At 74.7% G+C, this 19,287-nt stretch carries 9 protein-coding genes; 6 read left to right on the forward strand and 3 right to left on the reverse strand.

Translation table 11 applies throughout. From position 1 onward, the window contains the following. Positions 1–7 precede the first annotated feature (7 nt). The gene (locus LZG04_RS25660; protein ID WP_233821209.1) at positions 8–718 is read left to right on the forward strand and encodes a bifunctional 2-polyprenyl-6-hydroxyphenol methylase/3-demethylubiquinol 3-O-methyltransferase UbiG; all 711 of its coding nucleotides are present in this window, start codon (positions 8–10) and stop codon (positions 716–718) included. On the opposite strand, the gene LZG04_RS42685 is transcribed toward LZG04_RS25660, so the two are convergent. Both LZG04_RS42685 and LZG04_RS25670 read right to left on the reverse strand, forming a co-directional pair. Beyond that, entirely contained in the window at positions 715–6,459 is a 5,745-nt protein-coding gene (locus LZG04_RS42685) for a TIR domain-containing protein (protein WP_233821211.1), read from the reverse strand. The two genes, LZG04_RS25660 and LZG04_RS42685, sit on opposite strands and share 4 nt — an antisense overlap. A 91-nt stretch (positions 6,460–6,550) precedes the next feature. Further along, entirely contained in the window at positions 6,551–7,315 is a 765-nt protein-coding gene (locus LZG04_RS25670; RefSeq protein WP_233821213.1) for a hypothetical protein, read from the reverse strand. Positions 7,316–7,523: 208 nt separating this feature from the next. Here LZG04_RS25670 and LZG04_RS25675 point away from each other — a divergent pair, with 208 nt between their 5' ends. Further along, positions 7,524–8,798, forward strand: coding sequence for an SLC13 family permease (locus LZG04_RS25675; protein WP_233821215.1), 1,275 nt, complete (start codon positions 7,524–7,526; stop codon positions 8,796–8,798). A 4-nt stretch (positions 8,799–8,802) separates the two neighbouring features. Here the strand turns inward: LZG04_RS25675 and LZG04_RS25680 are convergent, their stop codons facing one another. Continuing rightward, positions 8,803–9,486, reverse strand: a complete 684-nt coding sequence (locus LZG04_RS25680) for a hypothetical protein (RefSeq protein ID WP_233821217.1) — start codon at positions 9,484–9,486, stop codon at positions 8,803–8,805. Positions 9,487–9,871: 385 nt separating this feature from the next. Between LZG04_RS25680 and LZG04_RS25685 the strand changes: the two genes are divergently transcribed. Genes LZG04_RS25685 through LZG04_RS25700 form a run of 4 tightly spaced genes read left to right on the forward strand, consistent with a single transcriptional unit; the run spans position 9,872 to position 19,278 of the window. Further along, a complete protein-coding gene (locus LZG04_RS25685) occupies positions 9,872–11,845 on the forward strand; it encodes a CHAT domain-containing protein (protein ID WP_233821219.1) in 1,974 nt (657 codons plus the stop codon). Continuing rightward, a complete protein-coding gene (locus LZG04_RS25690) occupies positions 11,842–17,016 on the forward strand; it encodes a peptidoglycan-binding domain-containing protein (protein ID WP_233821221.1) in 5,175 nt (1,724 codons plus the stop codon). Before LZG04_RS25685 ends, LZG04_RS25690 begins: the two co-directional genes overlap by 4 nt. Next, positions 17,003–18,310 (forward strand): hypothetical protein, encoded by a 1,308-nt coding sequence (locus tag LZG04_RS25695; protein ID WP_233821223.1) that lies wholly within the window; start codon positions 17,003–17,005, stop codon positions 18,308–18,310. Before LZG04_RS25690 ends, LZG04_RS25695 begins: the two co-directional genes overlap by 14 nt. Further along, on the forward strand, positions 18,307–19,278 hold the full coding sequence (locus LZG04_RS25700) for a trypsin-like serine protease (RefSeq protein WP_233821225.1): 972 nt from the start codon (positions 18,307–18,309) through the stop codon (positions 19,276–19,278). The genes LZG04_RS25695 and LZG04_RS25700 overlap by 4 nt, the downstream gene beginning before the upstream one ends. The last annotated feature ends 9 nt before the right edge of the window (positions 19,279–19,287 follow it).

Raw genomic sequence — 19,287 nt, forward strand, 5'->3', positions numbered from 1 at the left:
TGGCCTGGTGCGACGGGCTGGATCGCGGGCGCTGGCGGCCAACCGGCGGCTGTACTCCGGTGACGAGGTCGCGGGCTACCTGCGCGACCCGTACCACCGGAGGCGGCTGGAGCTGGCCGTCGGGCTGCTGGGCGAGCGGCTGCCCGCCGGGTCCGCGGTGGCCGACCTCGGCGCCGGCGGCGGGGAGGTCTGCGCGCTGCTGGCCGCGCGCGGGCTGCGGCCGGTCGCCTGCGACGCGGTGCTCGACGCGGGCCGGTCCGCGCTGGCCGCCGGTTTCCCCGCCGTGGCGCTGGACGTGGGGGAGGAGCTGCCGTTGCGCACGGGTTCGCTGGACGGCGTGTTCGCGGGCGAGATCATCGAGCACGTCTACGACCCGGCGTTGCTGCTGCGGGAGGTCCGGCGCGTGCTGCGGCCCGGCGGCGTGCTGGTGCTCACCACGCCGAACCTGGCCACCGCGCAGGACCGACTGCGCTTCCTCGCGGGTCGTGCGCCGCGCCAGGTCGACCCGTTCCACGAGTACCTGCACGTGCACATCCGCCCGTTCACGCACGGGTTGCTGACCACCGGCCTGCGCGCGGCCGGGCTGGTGCCGACCGCGTTGCGCTCCAACGAAGTCGTGTGGCGCACCCGGTTCGGCGAGGTGCGCTCTACCTGGGCGGCCCGCCGCTGGCCCGGGCTGGGCGGCACGCTCGTCGTCGCGGCCGTCCGCCCGGCCTAGAACGGCTCGTCCAGCGGCACCGAGTGCACCCCGCTCAGGAACGCGTCCAGCTCGCCGACCTCGAACCGGCACAGCCCGATCACGTGCCAGAACTCGCTGCCCAGCGTGCCCTCGAACTTGTAGCGCCCGTGCGGGGTCAACGCCGCCCACACGCCCGGCAGGCCGACCATGGTCAACCCGAGCCCCGGCCCGGCCGGGTCGGACAGGTCCCACAGCCGCGCGGTGCCGTCGTCGCCGCCGCTGGCCAGGCGCTGCCCGTCCGGGCTGAACGCGACCGACCAGATCCGGCGGGTGTGACCGGCCAGCACGTGCGCGCGCTCGCCGGTGGCCACGTCCCACAGCGTCACCACGGCGTCGTCGCCCGCCGTCGCGAACGTCCGGCCGTCGGGGCTGAACGCGCCCGTCCACCACCGACCCCGTTGCGAGCGCAGCACGTGCGTCGGCTCGCCGCGCGCCACGTCCCACAGCATCGCCGTCCCGTCGTTGCTGACGCTGGCCAGCCGCGTGCCGTCGGCGTCGAAGCACACCTCGTACACGCGGTCGGTGTGGCCGGGGAGCGTGGCCAGGCACGCGCCGCTGTCCCGGTCGAACAGGCGCACCTTCGAGTCGTCGCACCCGGTCGCGACCAGGCGGCCGTCCGGGCTGAACGCGATGGAGCGCACGCGACCCCGGTGCTCGTGCAGGGTGACGATCTCGCGTCCGGTGGCCTGCCACCACAGCCGCACCGTGTCGTCGTCGTTGGCGGTGGCGAGGACGTCGCCGTCGGGCGCGAACGCGCTGGCCCACACGTAGTCCGTCTCGATGTCCAGCTCCAGGTCGGCACGCCACGTGCCCAGGTGCCACAGGTGCACGCCGCCGTCGTTGCTCGCGGTGGCCAGCAACGGCTTGGCCGGGTTGAACGACGCCGAGATCAGCTGGTCGTCGACGCCGGTGAGCGCGCGTCGCTGCCGGCCGGTGCGCGGGTCCCAGATCCGGACCACGCCGTCGTTGCCGCTCGCCGCGAGCAGGTCGCCCGTGGGGTCGAAGGCGACCCGGGTCACGCGACGGCCGTGCCCGCGCAGCTCGTGCCGCTGCCGACCGGAGAAGGGATCCCACAGGCGCAGGGTGCCGTCCCGGCCGGTGGTCGCGAGCTGCGCCGAGTCCGGGCGGAACGCCAGCGGCCACACCGGGCCGCGGTGCGCGGCCACCTCGTGGCGGTCCTGACCGGTCCGCCCGTCCCACACCCGCACCGTGCCGTCGCTGTCGCCGCTGGCCAGCGTCGACCCGTCCGGGCTGAACGCCAGGTGGTAGACGGCCGTGGCCTGGCGGTGCTGCAACGCCGTCCCCGTCGGCCGGTCGTCGTCGGAGTCGGGCAGCCGCCACAGCCGCACGGCCCCGGTGGTGTCGCCGCTGGCGAGCAGCCTCTCGGTCGGGTGGAACGCGGCGGCGTACACGTGGCCGCCGTGCGCGTCGAGGTGGTGCACGCACTCGCCGGACACCGGATCCCAGATCCGAAGGTCCGCGGACTGCCCGCCGGCGACCAGCCGCGAGCCGTCCGGGCTGAACGAGACCGTGTAGACCGCGGTGCCACCGGGGGTGAGCAGCCGGCGGGTCTCCTCGCCCGTGGTGAGGTCCCAGATCCGCACCGCGCCGGAATCGTCCGCCGTGGCCAGCACGGGCACGTCCGGGTCGGGGTGGAAGGCCAGCGCCCACACCCGTTCCGCGTGCCCGGGCAGCCGCCACCGCACCGCGCCGTCGGGCACGTCGCGCACCCACACCACGCCGGCCGCGTCGCCGTAGGCCACCGAACGCCCGCGCGGGTCCAGCAGCAGCGGCCACACGGGCGCGGTGTGGTCGCTCACCACCACGCCCGGTTCGCCGGTCAGCGGGTCCCAGAACCGCACCGTCCCGTCGGCGGACGCGGTGACCAGGGCGCTGTCCTCCGGCCCGAGGTCCACCGCGTAGACCCGGTCGAGGTGGCCGTCGAGGGTGCGGATCGCCACCCCCTTGGCCGTGTCGCACACCAGCACCCCGCCGTCGGCGCTGCCCACCACGAGCAGCGAGCCGTCCTCGCTGTAGGCCAGCGGCCGGGGCAGGCGGCCGTCCTCGAAGCCGAACGGCACGCCCACGCCCGCGGGTGGCAGGCCGGTGAGCACGGGCTGGCCCGGTGTGATCGCGGCCCCGGCGAGCTCGGGCGCGGACCACAGCACGCGGTCGGCGGCCACGTTGATCAGCGCGGCCCGCGTCCACCTGCTCCCGGTGACCCGGGCCCCGCGCAGGTCCGCCTCGGCCAGCCGGGCGCCGCTGAGGTCGGCCCCGGTGAGGTCCGCGTCACGCAGCACGGCCTGGTCCAGCCTGGCCCGCCGCAACCGCGCGTCCCGCAGCACCGCCCGCGACAGCTTCGCCCCGATCAGCAGGGCGTCGCCGAGGTCCGCGCCGGTCAGGTCCACGCCGCTGAAGTCGCGGTGCGACAGGTCCTCGCCGCGCAGGTCCGCGCCACGCAGGTCGGACCGGACCGGTGTGCGCAGCCGCCTGCTGATCTTGAGCGCGTTGGCGTTGGCGACGTCGTCGGCCGCCCGCGCGGTCCACGCCTGCAACGCCGCCGGGTCACCGAGGTCGCACAGGAAGTCGACGGTCAGCTGGGACAGCACCGTGCGGCTGAGCAGCGGCACGGACCGCTGCCCCTCGGCGAGCCGGCGCGCGATCTCCTTGGCCACCAGCCACTCCATCACCGAGCGGTGGATGAAGCCGAACATGTCGTTCTCGGTGCGGACCAGCAGGCTGCCCGCCCCCACGGCGTGCGTGGCCTGCGGCGGCGACAACTGCGCCTCCGCCATGCCGCTGAGCGCCTCCGCGACCTCGGCGACGTCGACCAGTTGCAACAGCGCCTCGTTCGACTCGAACATGCGCAGCGCGAGCGTGGTCACCGCGTGCCACAGGTCGTCCACCGACAGGCCGGCCGGTGCTCCGGGCGGGTTCGCCCGCCGGTGCTCGTGCACCAGCCACGACGACAGGATCTCCTCGTACAGCTCGGCCGCGCTCACCGCGTCCCGCGCCGCGACGGCCGCCAGGCGGTCCGCGTCGAGGTCGGCCACGAAGCTGAGCATCCGGGGGTTGCGCGACAGGCCGCCGAGGTCGTCGATGTCGTTGATCAGCCGGGCCCGTTCGTCGGCCACGGCCCGGTCCGGCCCGAACCGGTTGCGCAGGTACGCGCGGATCTGGTCGGAGGTGAAGTCCTCCAGCACGAGCACGCGGCGCTGCGGCAGCACGCCCACCCGCTCGCCCAGCGCGGTGCGCACCTGGGCGTCGTTCTGGAAGTGCTGGGTGCGGCTGGTGACCACGATCTTGGCCTTGCCCTCGGCGGCCTCCAGCAACGTGTTGAGGTGGTCCGCGGCGCGGTCGTAGCTGACCCGGCTGGCCAGCTCGTCGAAGCCGTCGAACAGCAGCACCACCCGGCCCTGCCGCAGCAGGTACCCGAACGCCCGCAGGTCGATGCGGGACTCGCCGTGGTTGGCCAGGTGCGCGGCGACCAGCCCTTCCACGCTGTGCGACTTGTCCAGCGCGTGCAGCTCGATCAGGATCGGCACCACGCCCGGCAGCCGCGCGGGCAGCGTCATGGCCAGGGTGCGCATCGCGAACGTCTTGCCGCGCCCGAAGTCGCCCATCAGCAGGATGAACCGGCCCTCGTCCGCCGACAGCAGCTCGACCAGCTCCGCCACCACGTCGTCGCGGACCGCCGCGTCGGCGGACCCGGTCTCCCGGAAGCGCTGCGTCACGTACAGCTCCGGCGGGTACACGCGGTCCTGGCGCAGGCGCTCGGTCTGGGCCGCCACGTAGCCGCGCAGGTCCAGCAACCCCTGGAACTCGGTGAAGCTGCGCACCCGCACGCCGTCGCGCGCGGCCTCGGCCGGCAGCGTCACGCCGGGGTGCGGACCCTGGTAGACCAGCTCGGCGGCCAGCTCGTCACCGTTGCGCCGCCGCAGCAGCACGAGGTCCGCCACGTCCGCGGCGGTGGGCGCGCCCACGTGCGCGGCGATCAGGAACTGCGGCACGGCGTCGCCGTCGGGGTAGCTGACCAGCAGCGCGGCCGGCCGGCCCGGCAGCCGCCGGATCCGCGCGCCGGGGTGGCGGACCTCGCAGACCTCGGCGATGCGCCGCAGCAGTCGTTCGACCGGGCTCTGCGCCTCCGAGTCGTCCTCGACCGGCCGCAGCCGGTCCACGATCAGCGGGCCCGACCCGGCGGGCGCCGTGAACGGCCGGGCGTCCCGGGTCCACGCCCGGTGCGACCGCGTCGGGGCCGACTCGTCGTCCGGCAGGGCCCAGCTGTCCACGCCCTCGGCGGTGACGTGCACCAGGCGCGTGCTGCCAGCCGGCGGCGCCACCAGCGCCGCGCCGGAGGGCAGCGCGCCCACGTCGGTCCCCTCGCCGCCGCCCGACAGCACGACGTCGAGGTGGTCGCCCAGCACCTCGTCGAGCGCGTCCGCGTCCGACAACGCCGGACCCGCGTGGGCGACCACGCCGAGGCGCACGTGCCCGGCCCGGGTGAACGGGTCGAGGTGGCGGGCGAACCAGTCCAACTGCGCGTCGCCGAGCACTCCGGGCTCGGTCAACGTCAGGTGCGTGTGCGTGACGGTCGAGTTCAGGCCCGCGACGACCACCCGCAGGTCCGGCACCGCGAACAGCGACCACGGCTGCCCCTGGTCGAAGCCCGGCCCGTCGATGCCGGGGTGCAGTTGGCCGAACGCCCGCGCGTAGTGCCGCCACTTGCGGAAGTACGGCGGCTGCGGCTCGATGCCGTCCGCGCGGCAGTCGGCGAAGTACGCCTCGCACGCGGGCGCGGTGATGTCGCCGACGCCGGGCACGACGACCACGCGGTCGGCTTCCAGGCCCAGCAACGACCGCAGGCCGGTGACGAACCCGAGGACCTGGTCGAACTGGTCGGGCGTGCCGGACTCGGTGAGGCTGCCGCTGAGCACCACCAGCTCCGGCGCGGGCGGCCCCTCCCGCGTGACGTCGTCCAGCGCGGTCTCCAGCGCGGCGAGCCGTTCGACGGGACCGGGCCGCCCGGGGCCGAACCGCGGGGCGGCGACGTGCAGCACGGCGAGCTCGTCACGCGGACCGGCGGTCTGCGACACCGACGGCGGGTAGGCGACCGGGTCGCGGCGGGGAGCGGCGACGGTCGTCGGGGGGTGCGCGGGCGCGGTGAGCGTCGGCGTGGCGTCGGTGAGCGGCGTGGGCCTGCCGGGGTAGCGCGGCAGCAGGTCGTCGGGCTTGGCCCGCCCGGTCAACGCGTGCCCGAGCCGGTCCAGCAGCTTCTGCCTGGCCTGCGCGGGGTCGTCGATGCCGACCAGGTCCACGAACGTGATTGGCGCGAGCAGCCCTTCCGGGAACACGTTCTCGATGCGGACGGGCAGCAGCAGCTTGGTGCTCGGCTGGTCGTGCGCCGCCTGGAGCGCGGCCATCCACTCCAGCCTGCCGTAACGCGAGGCGAGGTAGTTGCGCGACAGCACGGCGATGACCGCGCCGGCCTCGCGGATGCCCCGGTCGATGAAGTCCAGGAAGTGGGTGCCCGGCACGAAGTCCCAGCTCTGGATCATCACGTCGTAGCCGGCGTCCTCCAGCTGGTGCGCGATCCACACGGCCCACTCGGCGTCCAGCAGCGAGTAGCTGATGAAGAAGTCGACCGGACCCGACCGCGGCGGGCGCGGCCCCCTGGGCGGCGGCACGCTCGCGCCCTGCACCGGACCTGGGAGTTGTCGCACCGGGCCTCCTCAGCGGTTCGGGAAAAGGAAAAAGGCGCGGGCGGTGTGCCGCTCCCAGTCCCCTTCACGGGGAATACCCGCCTTGTTCCCGCTATTCTTCGCCGGTCGCGGCCGAGTGGCTGTAGAGCGTACCGGCCACATTTCCGGTCTTCGATCCCCCGAACGGGGCGAGGCCGTACAGGGTCGTGCACGTGCCGAACGGGCTCATCCCGTAAACGGCCAAACCGGGCAGGGTGCCGCTGAAGTCCCCGGCCGCGCGCAGCCCGGTGAGGTCGACCCGGAACCCCGGGTCCTCCGGCCACGCCAGCGTCACGTGCGGGTTGAACCGGTCGTCCGCGCCGGGCGGCCAGGTCTCGGTCACCTCGTCGTAGCCGAACCGGGCGAGCTGGCGGCGGCGCGCCGGGTCGGCGGTCGGGTCGGCCAGCACGTCGGCGATGCGGTCACCCGCCGGGTCCACCTCGCGCAACCGGCCGCGGCGCAGCGGCTCCACCGCGTCCAGCACCGCCCGTTGCACCGCGATCCAGTCCGCGGTCCTGCGGAAATACAGCTCCGGCGCGCCGACCGGGTTGTGCCGGTACTCCTCGCCGACGGCCGGGAGCGGGGGCAGCCCGGCCGCCGCGGCGCGGGTCGCGTCCACCACGGCGGCGATCTCGGAGTCGTCCACGGCGAGCATGAACAACGACACGTGGGGTGCGCACGGCCCGGGTGGGCCGCCGGCGAACGGCTCGCCCAGCCGGAATCGGGACCGTCCGCCGCCCGCCCGCATGTCGCGGACGAGCCGGTCGCTGAGCTCGAGCGCGATGTCGTTCAACCGCGGTGGCAGCAAGGCCACGACGTCCAGTGTTTGCCACGCCATCGACGATTCCCTCTCGTTGCTCACGACGGGTTGAAGGAGAAGTCGTTCGCGCATTGCGCTCGACCGCCCGACAGCGTAGTGGCGGTCCCGGTGTTCCGGAATCGAATGCGACAACCCGAGGTGCGCATTCTTTCCATCGAAGGGTGATCGATCCACCCGAACGGGGTACGCGGGATAGGGCTGATCGTGACTGTGGCAGCATTGCGGCATGTCCGACGAGCGGCTCGAAGCCGGACGCGCCGGCACACCCCCGACCGACGCGGCACCGCCGACCCGCCGTCCGCGCCACCCGGCGCGGTGGCTGTCCCGGCTGCACCCGCTCGACCTCGTGGCGCTCGGGCTGCTCCTCGTGGGCCTCGTCTGCGTCCTCGCGGGCGCGCTGCCCGTCGCGCAGGCCGGCGCGACGGTCGGCAGGCTCGTGCCGCTGCTGCTGTTCCTCGGCTCGGTCATCGTGCTCGCCGAGCTGACCGCCGAGGCCGAGGTGTTCAACGTCGTGGCCACCCGGCTGTCGATCCTGGCGCGCGGCCACTACCCCCTGCTGTTCCTGCTGTGCGTGGCGCTGGCCGCGGTCACCACCATGGGACTCAACCTCGACACCACCGCCGTGCTGCTCACGCCGGTGCTGCTCGCGCTGGCGGCCACGCTGCGCATCGCGCCCCTGCCGCTGGCGATGACCACGGTGTGGCTGGCGAACACGGCGAGCCTGCTGCTGCCCGTCTCCAACCTCACCAACCTGCTGGCCGCCGACCGGGTCGCGTTGGCGCCGGCGCAGTTCGCGGCCCGGATGTGGGCACCGCAACTGGCCGCAATCGTCGCGACCGGCGTGTTCCTGTGGGTGTTCTACTGGCGGCGCGGCCGGCGCGGCGGTGACGCGTCCTACCTCCCGCCCGCGCGCCACGTGCCGGCGGACCCGGTGCTGTTCCGCGTGGCGGCGGTCGCGTGCCTGCTGTTCGTCGCCGGGATCGTGGCCGGTGTGCCGATCGGCCTGGCCTCGGCGGTGTCGGCGGGCCTGCTGGTGCTCGCGTTCGGGCTGCGGCGGCGCTCGGCGCTGCGCCCGGGCCTGATCCCGTGGCGGCTGCTGGTGTTCGTCATCGGGCTGTTCCTGGTCGTGGAGACCATCAACCGGCACGGCCTGGCGGGGATCGTGGGCGCGCTCATCGGCGTGGAGGACAGCGCGCTCGGCGCGATCCGCGCGGCGGGCACCGGTGCGGCGCTGTCGAACCTGGTGAACAACCTGCCCGCGTACGTGGCGGGCGAGTCGGTCGTGCCGACCGGCAACCACGGCCAACTGCTCGCGCTGCTCATCGGCACGAACGTCGGCCCGATCGTCACGCCGTGGGCGTCGCTGGCCACGCTGCTGTGGTACGAGCGGTGCGTCGCGAGCGGGGTCAAGGTGCCGATGGCCCGTTTCGTGTGGACCAGCGCGGGCCTGGCGGTCACGGCGCTGGCGGCCTCGATCGGCGCGCTGCTGCTGGTCGGCTGACCCGTCACTCGCCCGCGCCGGCGGACTCCGCCACGCGCGTGCCGCCGATCGCGGCCCGCGCCGCCCGCACCACCTGCGCGGCGACCTCGGGCGGGCACGACTCCCGGCGCGTGCGGTGGGCCCCGGTGTCCAGACCCCCGAGGGAGAGATCGGTGCCGCCGGGCCGGGTCAGGCCCAGCGCGACCGTGGCGACCAGCCCTTGCGGGTCGGGCACGAGCGTCTGGTGGAACACGCCCGCCCGCTGGGTGTAGCCCTCGCCGGCGCGGTGCGTGGTGACGGCCTCGACCTCGGCCCGGACCAGCCGACCGGTCGGGTGCAGCACGTCGCCGTCGGGCGAGCTGCGGACCTCGAAGACCTGGTGCGTCGGCGCGTCGGCCTCGTCCACCAGCCGCACGGTCTGGTTGCGCAGCACGCCGGCGAGTACCCAGCTGACGAGGTCCCAGCTGTGGCAGTGCGTGGGCGAGGTGGTGAGCGCGGCGCGCCGCCACTGCGGGCCCCACAGGTGCAGGCACACGCCTTCGTCGCCGGAGCGGTGCGCCGGGACGCACAGGAAACCGAGGGGGTGGCTCACCACGGTGGTCGCGAGCGCGCCGGCGGCGATCCCGTCCAACAGGCCGCGGGCCCACTCGGTGATCGCCTCGCCGTCGCGCCGCCCGATCGCCGCGGACAACTCGGAGTAGACCGTCATGGCGCGCCTCCGGGTGGGCTGGGGCACCTCAGCGTACCAACGGGCGAGCGGCACAGGAAGATCACGCCGTCAGTCCCGATTACTGCGGGCTAGCGACGGGAGTTGACAGGGCGTGTGGAATCTCCCGCCGGCCCAATGGGAATCGCAAGCGCCCAAGTCCTTTGAGGACGGTTCGACGTGCTTGTGCATCCACAGTGGAGGGTAGGTGGAGCGGGCGTTCGAGGTGGTCGCGTCACGTGGGTGAGTGACTACGCACTGCTCGTGTCGGCGGGATCCGTTAACGCGATCGGGTGATTGGTCGTAACTCCACCTGGTGGACCGGCGACCTCATGGGTAAGCGGCCCGCGGGGAGGGAGCCGTGTCCGAAACGAGTGGGTGAACCCCTGTGGACGCGTTGATCGAGATCACGCAAAGCGGTCGGGACGCCGATTACCGGGTCGACCTGTACCTCGGTGACGACGGCGTCTGGCCGCCGGAGCCGACGGCGACGCAGACGGTGCCCGTCGACCTCGACCTGGGCGCACTGCCCGCGCCGCTGGTCAGGTCGGCCACCGTGGCGGACGCGGTCGTGGGTTTCCTGCACGCGAACGAGGAGTCGCAGGCGTTCACCGAGGTCGGGCAGCACCTCGGCCGGCTGCTGCTGCCGCCCGGGGTGCGCGAGCACTGGTCGCGGCCCGGCGTCGAGCGCACGTTCCTGTGCCTGGCCCCCGGCCTGCGCCGCCTGCCGTGGGAATCGGTCCGGTGCGCCAGGGCGCTGTTCACCCAGCCCGACCACCCCGTCGTCCGGGTGCACCGGCGCGTGCCGGTGGACGACCCGGTCGCCGACTCGCTGCCGATCCGGGTGCTGGTCGTGCGCGGCGACGACGACGAGAGCATCGGCGCGCGTGACGAGATCCGGGAGATCAAGAGGGTGGTCGGCGGCGCGCCGGGGCGGATCGAGGCGGAGTTCCTGTCCCGGCCCACCGAATCCGACCTCAACGCGGCCTACGAACGGGTGAAGCCGCACGTGCTGCACTTCATCGGGCACGGCACGCGCAAGGCGAGCACCGGTCAGGTGGCGTTGCGGATCGCCCCGCGCGGCCGGGACACGTGGCTGCTCACCCCCAACTACATCGCGGACGTGCTCAGCCGTCCCGCGCCGCGCCTGGCGATCCTCAACGCCTGCCGTTCCGGGGAGACGGCGGACTCGGTCGCGCTGACGGACGTGTTCCTCGACAGCGGCGCGGCGGCCGTCATCGGCATGCAGGGCGACATCCGCGGCACGGCGGCGGCGCTGTTCGGCGGCGAGCTGTACCGGGCCCTGCTGGACAACGACCCGGTCGACCGGGCGGTGGCGAAGGCACGGGACGCCGTCTACCAGCACAGCGGGGTGTCGGATGGTGCCCGGGACTGGATCCTGCCGAGCCTCACCTCGCGGGTCCGGCCCGACGACGTGCTGCCGGACCTGTCCGCGACCGGCGCGCGTGCGGTCCGCATCGAGCAGCAGTTCGAGAACGAGGTTGGCGCGTTCGTCAACCGCGTCCACGAGCGGCACAAGCTGCTCAAGGGCGTCGACCCGGGCGCGGGCGAGCCGCTGGAACCGCTGCTGCTGGTGGTGGGCGAGTCGCAGGTGGGCAAGACGCGGCTGTTGAACTGGCTGCGGCGGCGGTGCGCGGTGCGGGGCAGGCGGGTGAAGTACGTCAGCTTCGACCGCCCCAGCCGGGTCGACCTGCTCGGCGACCGGCCGGCGCGGTTCGACTTCTTGGAGGTGCTGTACGCGATCCGGGACGTCGCCGAGGACCTGCCGAACCCGCCGGAGGGCGTGGCGTCGGCGTTCGACCGGTTCAACCACGACGTGGTCCACCTCGCCGAGGGCAGGCTGCCGCCGGACCCGCCGGTGCCGACGCCGGAGCCGGCGCGGTGGCCGCGGATGACCGGCGGCACCTCCCACCACGTGGCGGCGACGTTCGAGTCGTTCCGGGCGTGCCTGGGTCGCGCCGCGCAGCCCGAGCCGCTGCTGCTGGTGTTCGACCACGTCGGCAACGTGCTGGACTCGGCGTTCCGGCAGCAGCTGTACGACCACCTGATCCGGCACATCGCCGACGGCGAGGTGCGCAACCTGAGCCTGGTGGTCGTGATGACGAACGAGCAGATCGCCACGCACTGGCCGGAACGGGGCGGCGGCACGCGGGTCGACCTCGACCGCATCGAGGCCGAGGAGTTCCCCGCGCTGGCCGAGGACGTGGTGCTGGCGGTGGGCCGCTCGATCCGCGGCCCGCACCTGCAACTGATCGAGGCCATCGGCGCGGGCGTGGCCACCGGCAAGTGGAGCCCGGCCGTGCTCGGCGACCTGGAGAACATCGTGAGGCGGATGGGATGAAGCCGATCGACGCCGAGCTGCTGCGCCGGCTCGCCCGGGGTGACTCCCTGGACGCCGTGCTGGCGTCGCTGCGGCCGGCCGAGCAGTGGGACGTGCTGCGGCGGTGCGCCGCGGTCCGCTCGTTCGACCGCGAGCTGTACGAGAAGGTGCTCGTCGCCGGGGTGGACGGCGCGCCGCCGTTCGACGCGGTCGTCACCGCGCCGGAGGTCGAGCCGGTGCCGGGCACGCGGGAGGCGCACCGGCTGCGGCCCAGCGCCCGGTCCCGCTACTGGAACGGCTGGTGGCCCGACGGCGTGGACCCGCGGTCCGTGCCCGACGACCTGCGTGCGCTGGTCGGCCGCCTGGCCCGCCACTACCGCGCCGCGCACAAGCCCGTCGACCTGCTCGAACAGCTGGTGCTCCTGGACCACCGCGCCGCCGCCGAGCTGTTCGTCCGCCTGTACGCCAAGGCCGACCACCGGCACGACCTGGCGCTGTGCCAGGAGCTGATCGACGTGCTCAGCGCCGCGGACCGGGTGCGGCTGATCGGCCCCGAGCTGAGCGCGCTGCGCCACGACCGGGCCGCCTACCTGCGCACGCGCGGGCTGTGGTCCACGGAGTACCTGCAGTCGGCCACGTTCCTGGAGACGGCCGGGACCAAGGCGACCTACCAGCGGCTGATCCGGGGCCGCGGGCCGCGGCTGGTGATGCTGCACGGGCCGTCGGGGCGCGGCAAGACGATGGAGCTGCGCTGGCTGGTGTCGCGGGTGCTGGTGCCGAGGCGGGTGCCGTGCGCGCTGGGCGACTTCGACGTGCTGGACCCGGTCAACGTGGCGCGCTACCCGTGGCTGCTGCTGGTGGAGGCCGCGGCGCAGCTCGACCAGCAGTTGGCCGCGGCACCGTTCACCGAGTTCCTGGAGCGGTACGCGTGGACGGGCCTGTTGTCGCGCCGCGAGGTCGCCGACCCGAGCCGGGCGGCCGCGGCGAGCAGGCGCCTGCGTGACGAGCGCGACCGGCTGGGCCCCGGCGTGACGCGGGACTTCGTGCGGACGCTCAACGAGGCGACGGCGGGCCGACCCGCGGTGATGGTGCTCGACGCGTTGGACAGGGTGTACTCGAACCGGCCGCGCGAGGAGCTGGACGGCCTGCTCCGGCAGTTGTTCCGACTGCACCACGACTGCCCGGCGGTGCGGTTCGTGCTGGCCGGCCGCCACCCGCTCACCGGTCCGGTGCTGCCACCAGCGGTGGACCGGCGGCTGGCCCCGTTCCACGACCAGGACGCCCTGCGCTACCTGGCCGACCTGCGCCGCATCGCCCGACCCGACCTGCGGCAGGCGATCGTGGCCAAGGCCGGGGGAGAGCCGGTGGTGCTCGCGCGCCTGGCCGACCTGGTGCAGCAGCGGCCCGACATCACCGCGGCCGCGATCCGCGAGTACCGGGCGGACCTGACCGCGCTCGTGCTCCAGGTCCTGCGGCCCATCGACGACCCGGGGCTGCGGTGGCTGCTGCGGTACGGGATGGTGCCGCGGACGTTGAGCCTCGACTTCGTGCGCGCGGTGGTGCAACCGCTCCTGCGCACCGCCGCGGCCGGCCGGCTCGACCTCGACGACCCGGGCGTGGACGCGGTGCCGGGCGGTGAGTCGGCGTCGCTGTTCCCGGCGGTCGCCGACGTGGACGTGGAGCGGCTGTGGACGCGGTTGACGCGGTTCGCGGGGACCACGTCGTGGGTCGTGCCGGTGCCCGGCGAGCCGGACTCGCTGCGGTTCGCGCCGGCCGTCGCCGAGCCGATGCGCCGCCTGGTCCGGCCGCACCCCGTGCACGACCGGCTGCACGCCGACGCGGTGGCGTTCTTCGAGCACAAGGCGGAGACCGACCCCGACCGGTGGGACCGGTGGACGCGGGAGGCGGTCTACCACCGGTTCCGGCTGGAAGGCCCGACCGCGGTGGACTACTGGCGCGCGGCGCTGGACAGGGTCGAGCTGGGCGAGGCGCGTCGGCGGGCGGCGTTGGCCGAGGAGGTGCTGGGATCCGACTACGTCGACGCCGACGGCGACCCGCTGCCGTGGGACGGGCGCACGCCGATCGTCACCCGGGCGACCGTGGTCGAGGCCCGCTACGAGCTGGCGGCGGCGCTCACGCAGGTGGCCAGGGTCGACGGCGTCGAAGCGGCGGACCAGCTGTGGAGCCGGGCCGAGGAGAACTTCGCCGCCGTCGTGCGCGACCGCGCGGAGCCGGGCGTGGACGTCGTGCCGGACTGGCGGCTCGCGTACGTGCGCGCCGCGCTCGCGTTGAAGTCGGGCGACGCGGCCACCGCGCAGGCGGAGCTGGAGGACGCGCTGCCGGACTCGGTGGGCACCAAGGACGAGGTGCGGCTGCGGGTCCTGCTCGGCGACGTGCTGATGCTGCTCGGCGACCGGCACGCCCCCGACGAGTACCGCCGCGCGGCGGAGGCCGCCGTCCGGGTCGGCTCGCACCGGTGGGAGCCGCCGATCCGGCTGCGGGTGGTGAGGGCGCACCGCCACTTCGGGCGCGTGGACGAGGCGATCCGCGAGCTGGTGGCCACCCGGCGCGGCGGACCGCTCGACGACGAGCAGCAGCGGCGTTGCGGGCTGCTCGCGGTCGAGCTGGGTCTCGCGGTGGACCGGGTGGAGTGGGCCGCCTACCACGCGCGGCGCGTCGCCGGGCACGACGGGGACTGGGAGGGCCTGGCCGCCGGCGCGAAGGTCGAGTCGGCCGCACGCAGGCCGCTGCACGCGCTGGACCTCGCCCACCGGGCCGTGCGCGCCGCCCACGACAGCGCTGGCACCGCGCTCGGGCGCGAGCTGGCCGGCATCGCCGAGGGCATGGTCGGGCACTACGGGAACGCATTGCACGAGTTGGAGGCCGCACGGTCGCGGTGGCACCGCGAGGGCGATCGGGCCGCCGTCGCCCGCTGCCACACGCACGCCGCCGTGCTGCTCATGCGGGAGGTCGGCAACCTCACCCTGGCCGAGCACCACCTGGCCGAGGCCGCCGAGCTGACCGCGCGGGGCGGCGACGCGTGGTGCCGGGCCGAGCTGGCCCGCGTGGAGCTGCTGGGCCTGGCCGCACGGCCGCACGAGGCGCTGGACGCGGTCACCGCCGTGCTGCACGAGCTGCGCCGCCGGTCGCACCCGCCGTGCCTGGTGGCGCGCGCCGCCGTGGAAGGGCTGGCCATCGACCTGCCCGACGGGTTCGGGTGGCTGCTGGACGAGCTGATCACCCAGCTGGCGGAGATCACGCCCGAGTCGGCCCGCGTGGTCGTGCTGGAGGAGCTGCGCCGCGTGCCCGAGCCGCACGACCAGGCCGGGCGTGACGCGTGGCGCGAGGTCGAGCCGCTGGTGCGGCGGGCGGCCGACCGACCGCGGGCCGGGGACCACGCCCGGTCGGACCTGACGCTGGCCGAGGTGGACCGGCTCGTCGGCGACCGGGCGGCGGCGGCACGGAAGCTGGCCGACGCCCGTCCCGCCGGGGGCTCGTGGTTCCGGCTGCGGGAGTGGTCGCGGGCCGCGGACCGCCTGGGACACCCGGCGCGGGTCGACGTCGAGCCGTTCCTGGCCGAGTTCGCCGGGCACCCGATGCTGTGCGCGGCCTTCCTGGTCGAACGGGCCGAGGCGCTGATCGCGCGGAACGGGGTGGACGAGGCCGACGCGCTGCTTGGCCGGGCGGCCCCGCTGCTCGACGCCGCCGGCGAGCGGGAGACCCAGTGGCACGCGCGGCTGCACCGCGCCCGCGGCGTGGTCGCCGAGCGGTCCAGCCGCGAGCACGAACCGGAGCTGGTCCGCGCCGGCGCCACCTTCGCCGTGCTCGGTGACACGCGTCGGGCGGCGGTCGCGTCGCGGTTCACCCGCGGGCAGATCAGCACGACGTTGAAGACCACGCGCGGACGCGTGCGGCTGGCCGTGGCGGACCGGGAGCTGCACGTGCTGACGTCCGTCCCGCCGGACGTGGACGCCACCGCCCGCCACGACCACGCCCTGGTGGACGCGATCCTCGGCGCGGGCCGCGGCCGGGTCGGCTCCGAGCCGCTCGCCGAACGGCTGCGCGAGGACTGGCAGGCGACGTGCGCCGGGCTCGGGTCGCTGCTGCTGCCGGAACCGGCGCTGCGCGGGCTCGGTGCGACCGGCCCGTTCGACCTGCGGTGCGACGTGGAGGACCGCAGGCTCAGCCCGGTGCCGTGGGAGCTGGCGTTGCGGCCGGACACGCGGCGACTGGTCGTGCTCGACCGGGCGGTGGCCACGTTCTACCGGGCGGTGTCGCGGGAGGTCGCCTACCGCGACGAGATCAGGTTCGTCCAGGTCGGGCTCAACCGGGTGATCGACGCGGGGCTGGCGGCCGACGGCGACCTCGGCCCGCGCACGAGAGAGGCGTTGTCGCGCTACCAGCGGGCGCGCGGGCTCACCCCGGACGCCGACCTCGGCGCGGACCTGCTCGACCGGGTGCAGCGCGACCTCGCCGAGCCCGCGAAGCCGCTGGTGGTCCTGGCCCAGCCGAGCGGGTCGCTCCAGCTCAACTCCGCCCGCGGGCACCTGAACTCGGGCGTCGACCTGGAACGGGTGTACGGCAGCCACGGGTTCGACGTCGAGTCGGTCGAGAACCCCACGCTGGACCGGCTCACCGGCGCGGTGGCCCGTTCCGTCCACAGTGGACGAGCGCCGGCGGTGGTGCACCTGGCGGGCGGGCTGCGCGAGTCGGGCGGCGGCGTCGCGCTCACGTTCCTGGCGGGCGGTTGGGCGACGGAGGCGTTCAGCGCCACGCCGACGGCCGAGGAGATCCCGGTGACCGCGCTCAACCGGGTGCTCGCCGCCGTGCCGCGCGACGAGTTCCGGCCCCTCGTCGTGCTGGACGTGAACCGGCCGTGGGGCTCGGAGGACGCGATCTCCTACCTGATGCTGCGCAACGCGTTCGCGGGCGACCTGTTCGCCCTGGGCCGTTGCGCGGGCGTGCTCGGCACCGGTCTGGCCGGCGACGGCGGGTACGAGCTGTGCGACGCCATGATCTCCGCCATCGCCGCGGGCCGGTCGCTGGGCGAGGTGGCCGCCGGGCTGCGTGCGCCCGCGCGGCACGCCACCGGGCTGGACCGCGTGCTGCCGTCGGCGGGGGTGGCCCTGCACACGCACCTGCCGTGGCTGCGGCTCGTGCCCACCCGGGAGGACGGCCGTGACCACCGTTGACCGCAAGGTCGCCGAGCTCAGGCACAAGCTCGCGGGCATCGACGCGGACTTCGCCCGGTGGCGCGCCGAGACCGAACCCGGCCGGCCGCTGCGCAAGCACCACACCCAGGTGGTGCGGCTCACCGACCGGCTCGGCGGCGTGGTGGCGCGGATCGCCGCGGAACTCGACGCGGTCGCCGGCGACGACGTGCTGCGGGAGTGCCGGCGGCTCCAGCTGCGGATGCTCGAGGTCCACCGGCTGTGGGACTTCTACCGCTCCAAGCTGAACCTGCGGTACGTCGAGTGGTACCGGCCGTTCCTCACCGCCGTGGACGAGTTCGCCTGGCTCTGCTACGCGCCCGCGGCGGCGGCCAGCGACCGGGAAGCGCCGCTGGTGCACCTCAGCGGCGAGTTCAGCCCGTTCACGCACCTGCGCGAGACGCCGTTCGCGGTCGAGGAGGTCCCGGACGCGTTGAACACCGTGGACTTCCTGAACGTGGTGACGAAGCTGCCGATCCCGGTCATCGGCCTGCCCTGGTACCAGCTCGTGCACCTGCCCGACGTGGCGGTGGTCGCGCACGAGGTCGGCCACGCGGTGGAACGCGACTTCGGCCTGCTCGGCACGGTCCGCGCGTTGACCCGGCCGGTGTTCCGCACCATGCCCGAGGTCCGGCGTGACGCCTGGGACACGTGGCTGCCCGAGGTCTTCGCCGACCTGTACGGGGTGCTCGCCGCAGGGCCTGCGTTCGCCGCGGCGCTGGCGGACCTGCTCGTCGTGGACCAGGCCCGGATGGAGGCCGAGCTGGACGGGCCGGTGCTCGTGCACCCGCCGGCGGCCGTGCGGCTCGCGGTGACCGCGAAGGCGTTGGCGGAGACCGGTTTCCCGGCGGCGCGGCCGGCCTGCGGACCGTACGAGGACGACATCGACCCCATGACGACCGCGCTGCTCGACGGGCGGTACCCGGGGCTCGGCGACCGGCCGTTGCGCGAGGTGATCACGTTCACCGCCGCGCAGCAGGCCAACGCCGTCACCGCCGCCGACGGGCTGCTGGACCACCAGCGGCCGGAGACCAGCGACGTGCGCTGCCTGATCGCGGCGGCGCGGCTGGCGTTCGACCGGCGGCCCGCCGTGTTCGCCCCGCCGCCGCCCGGCGAGGTCAACGCCGGGGACCTGGTCCTCGACAAGGTCGTGAAGGCGGTCGGGGACAGCTCACGCGCCGACGACGGCGAGGCGGGACCGGTGGTGGACGACCGGGCCGCCGGCGCGGCGCTCTACGACCTGATGGACGAGATGATTGCGGGAGACCCACGATGACCACCACGACCGAACGACCGCAGGACCCCATGGCCGCCGTCGAACACCTCGCCCGCGTGGTCGCGGGCGACGACGAACAGCGGTTCGCGCTGGTGTACCACGCCTTCGCCAACCAGGTCGACGGCTTCCTCACCGGCGACGGCGCGGACGGCTACCGGCTCGCCCGCACCCTGCTGCGCCGGGGCGTGTCACCCCTGACCAGGTCCGCCGTCGGCACCGAACCCCCGACCGACAGCATCTACACCGACCCGGTGTACCTGGCCAACATGCGTGCCCTGGTCGGCGACCGAGCCCGCATCATCGGCGGCGTGCCCACGGCCGACTTCCCCGAGTGCGTCGCCGTGGGCAGCCCCAACGTGTGGTGCTGCTCGGGCACGTTGGTCTCGCCGAACGTCGTCGTCACCGCCGGGCACTGCGTGGAGGGCGGGTGCGCGGCCCGCGTGTTCCTCGGCAAGGACGTCGAGTTCCCCGAGGACGGCGAGGTGATCCGCGTCCGGACCGCGCTCGCCCACCCCGACTACCGCCCGCCCAAGCCGACCTGCGACCTCGCCGTGCTGGTGCTCGAACGCCCCGCCTCGACCGCGCCCCGCCCGATCGCCACCCGCGACCAGGTCGCCGCCGCCGCGTTCGTGCGGCTCGCGGGCTACGGCAACACCGACGTGCACAGCAGCGGCGGCTACGGGCGCCGGCGCATGGTGGACGTGCCGATCGCCGGCGACCACCCCCGTTACGGCGCGGACGCGGCCACGGAGTTCGTCGCGGGCGCCCCCTTCCTGGACCGCGACAGCTGCAACGGCGACAGCGGCGGTCCCGCGTACGTCCAGTCGGACGGCCAGTGGCTGCTCGCCGGCGCGACCTCCCGTGCCACGGCGTCATCCCTGCGCCCGTGCGGCGACGGCGGCATCTACACCCGCGTGGCGTCGTACCAGGAGTGGGTCTGGAGCGTGCCCGGCGCGTCCCGTCCCTAGCGTTGCGGT

Origin of the sequence: Saccharothrix sp. S26, from assembly GCF_021390395.1 — a bacterium.
Taxonomy (GTDB): Bacteria; Actinomycetota; Actinomycetes; order Mycobacteriales; family Pseudonocardiaceae; genus Actinosynnema.

Excerpts from the sequence above, each read along its gene's own strand:
- LZG04_RS25680 (WP_233821217.1), bottom strand. The coding sequence starts at position 9,486 with ATGACGGTCTACTCCGAGTTGTCCGCGGCGATCGGGCGGCGCGACGGC.
- LZG04_RS25690 (WP_233821221.1), top strand. The coding sequence starts at position 11,842 with ATGAAGCCGATCGACGCCGAGCTGCTGCGCCGGCTCGCCCGGGGTGAC.
- LZG04_RS25670 (WP_233821213.1), bottom strand. The coding sequence starts at position 7,315 with ATGGCGTGGCAAACACTGGACGTCGTGGCCTTGCTGCCACCGCGGTTG.
- LZG04_RS25700 (WP_233821225.1), top strand. The coding sequence starts at position 18,307 with ATGACCACCACGACCGAACGACCGCAGGACCCCATGGCCGCCGTCGAA.
- LZG04_RS25675 (WP_233821215.1), top strand. The coding sequence starts at position 7,524 with ATGTCCGACGAGCGGCTCGAAGCCGGACGCGCCGGCACACCCCCGACC.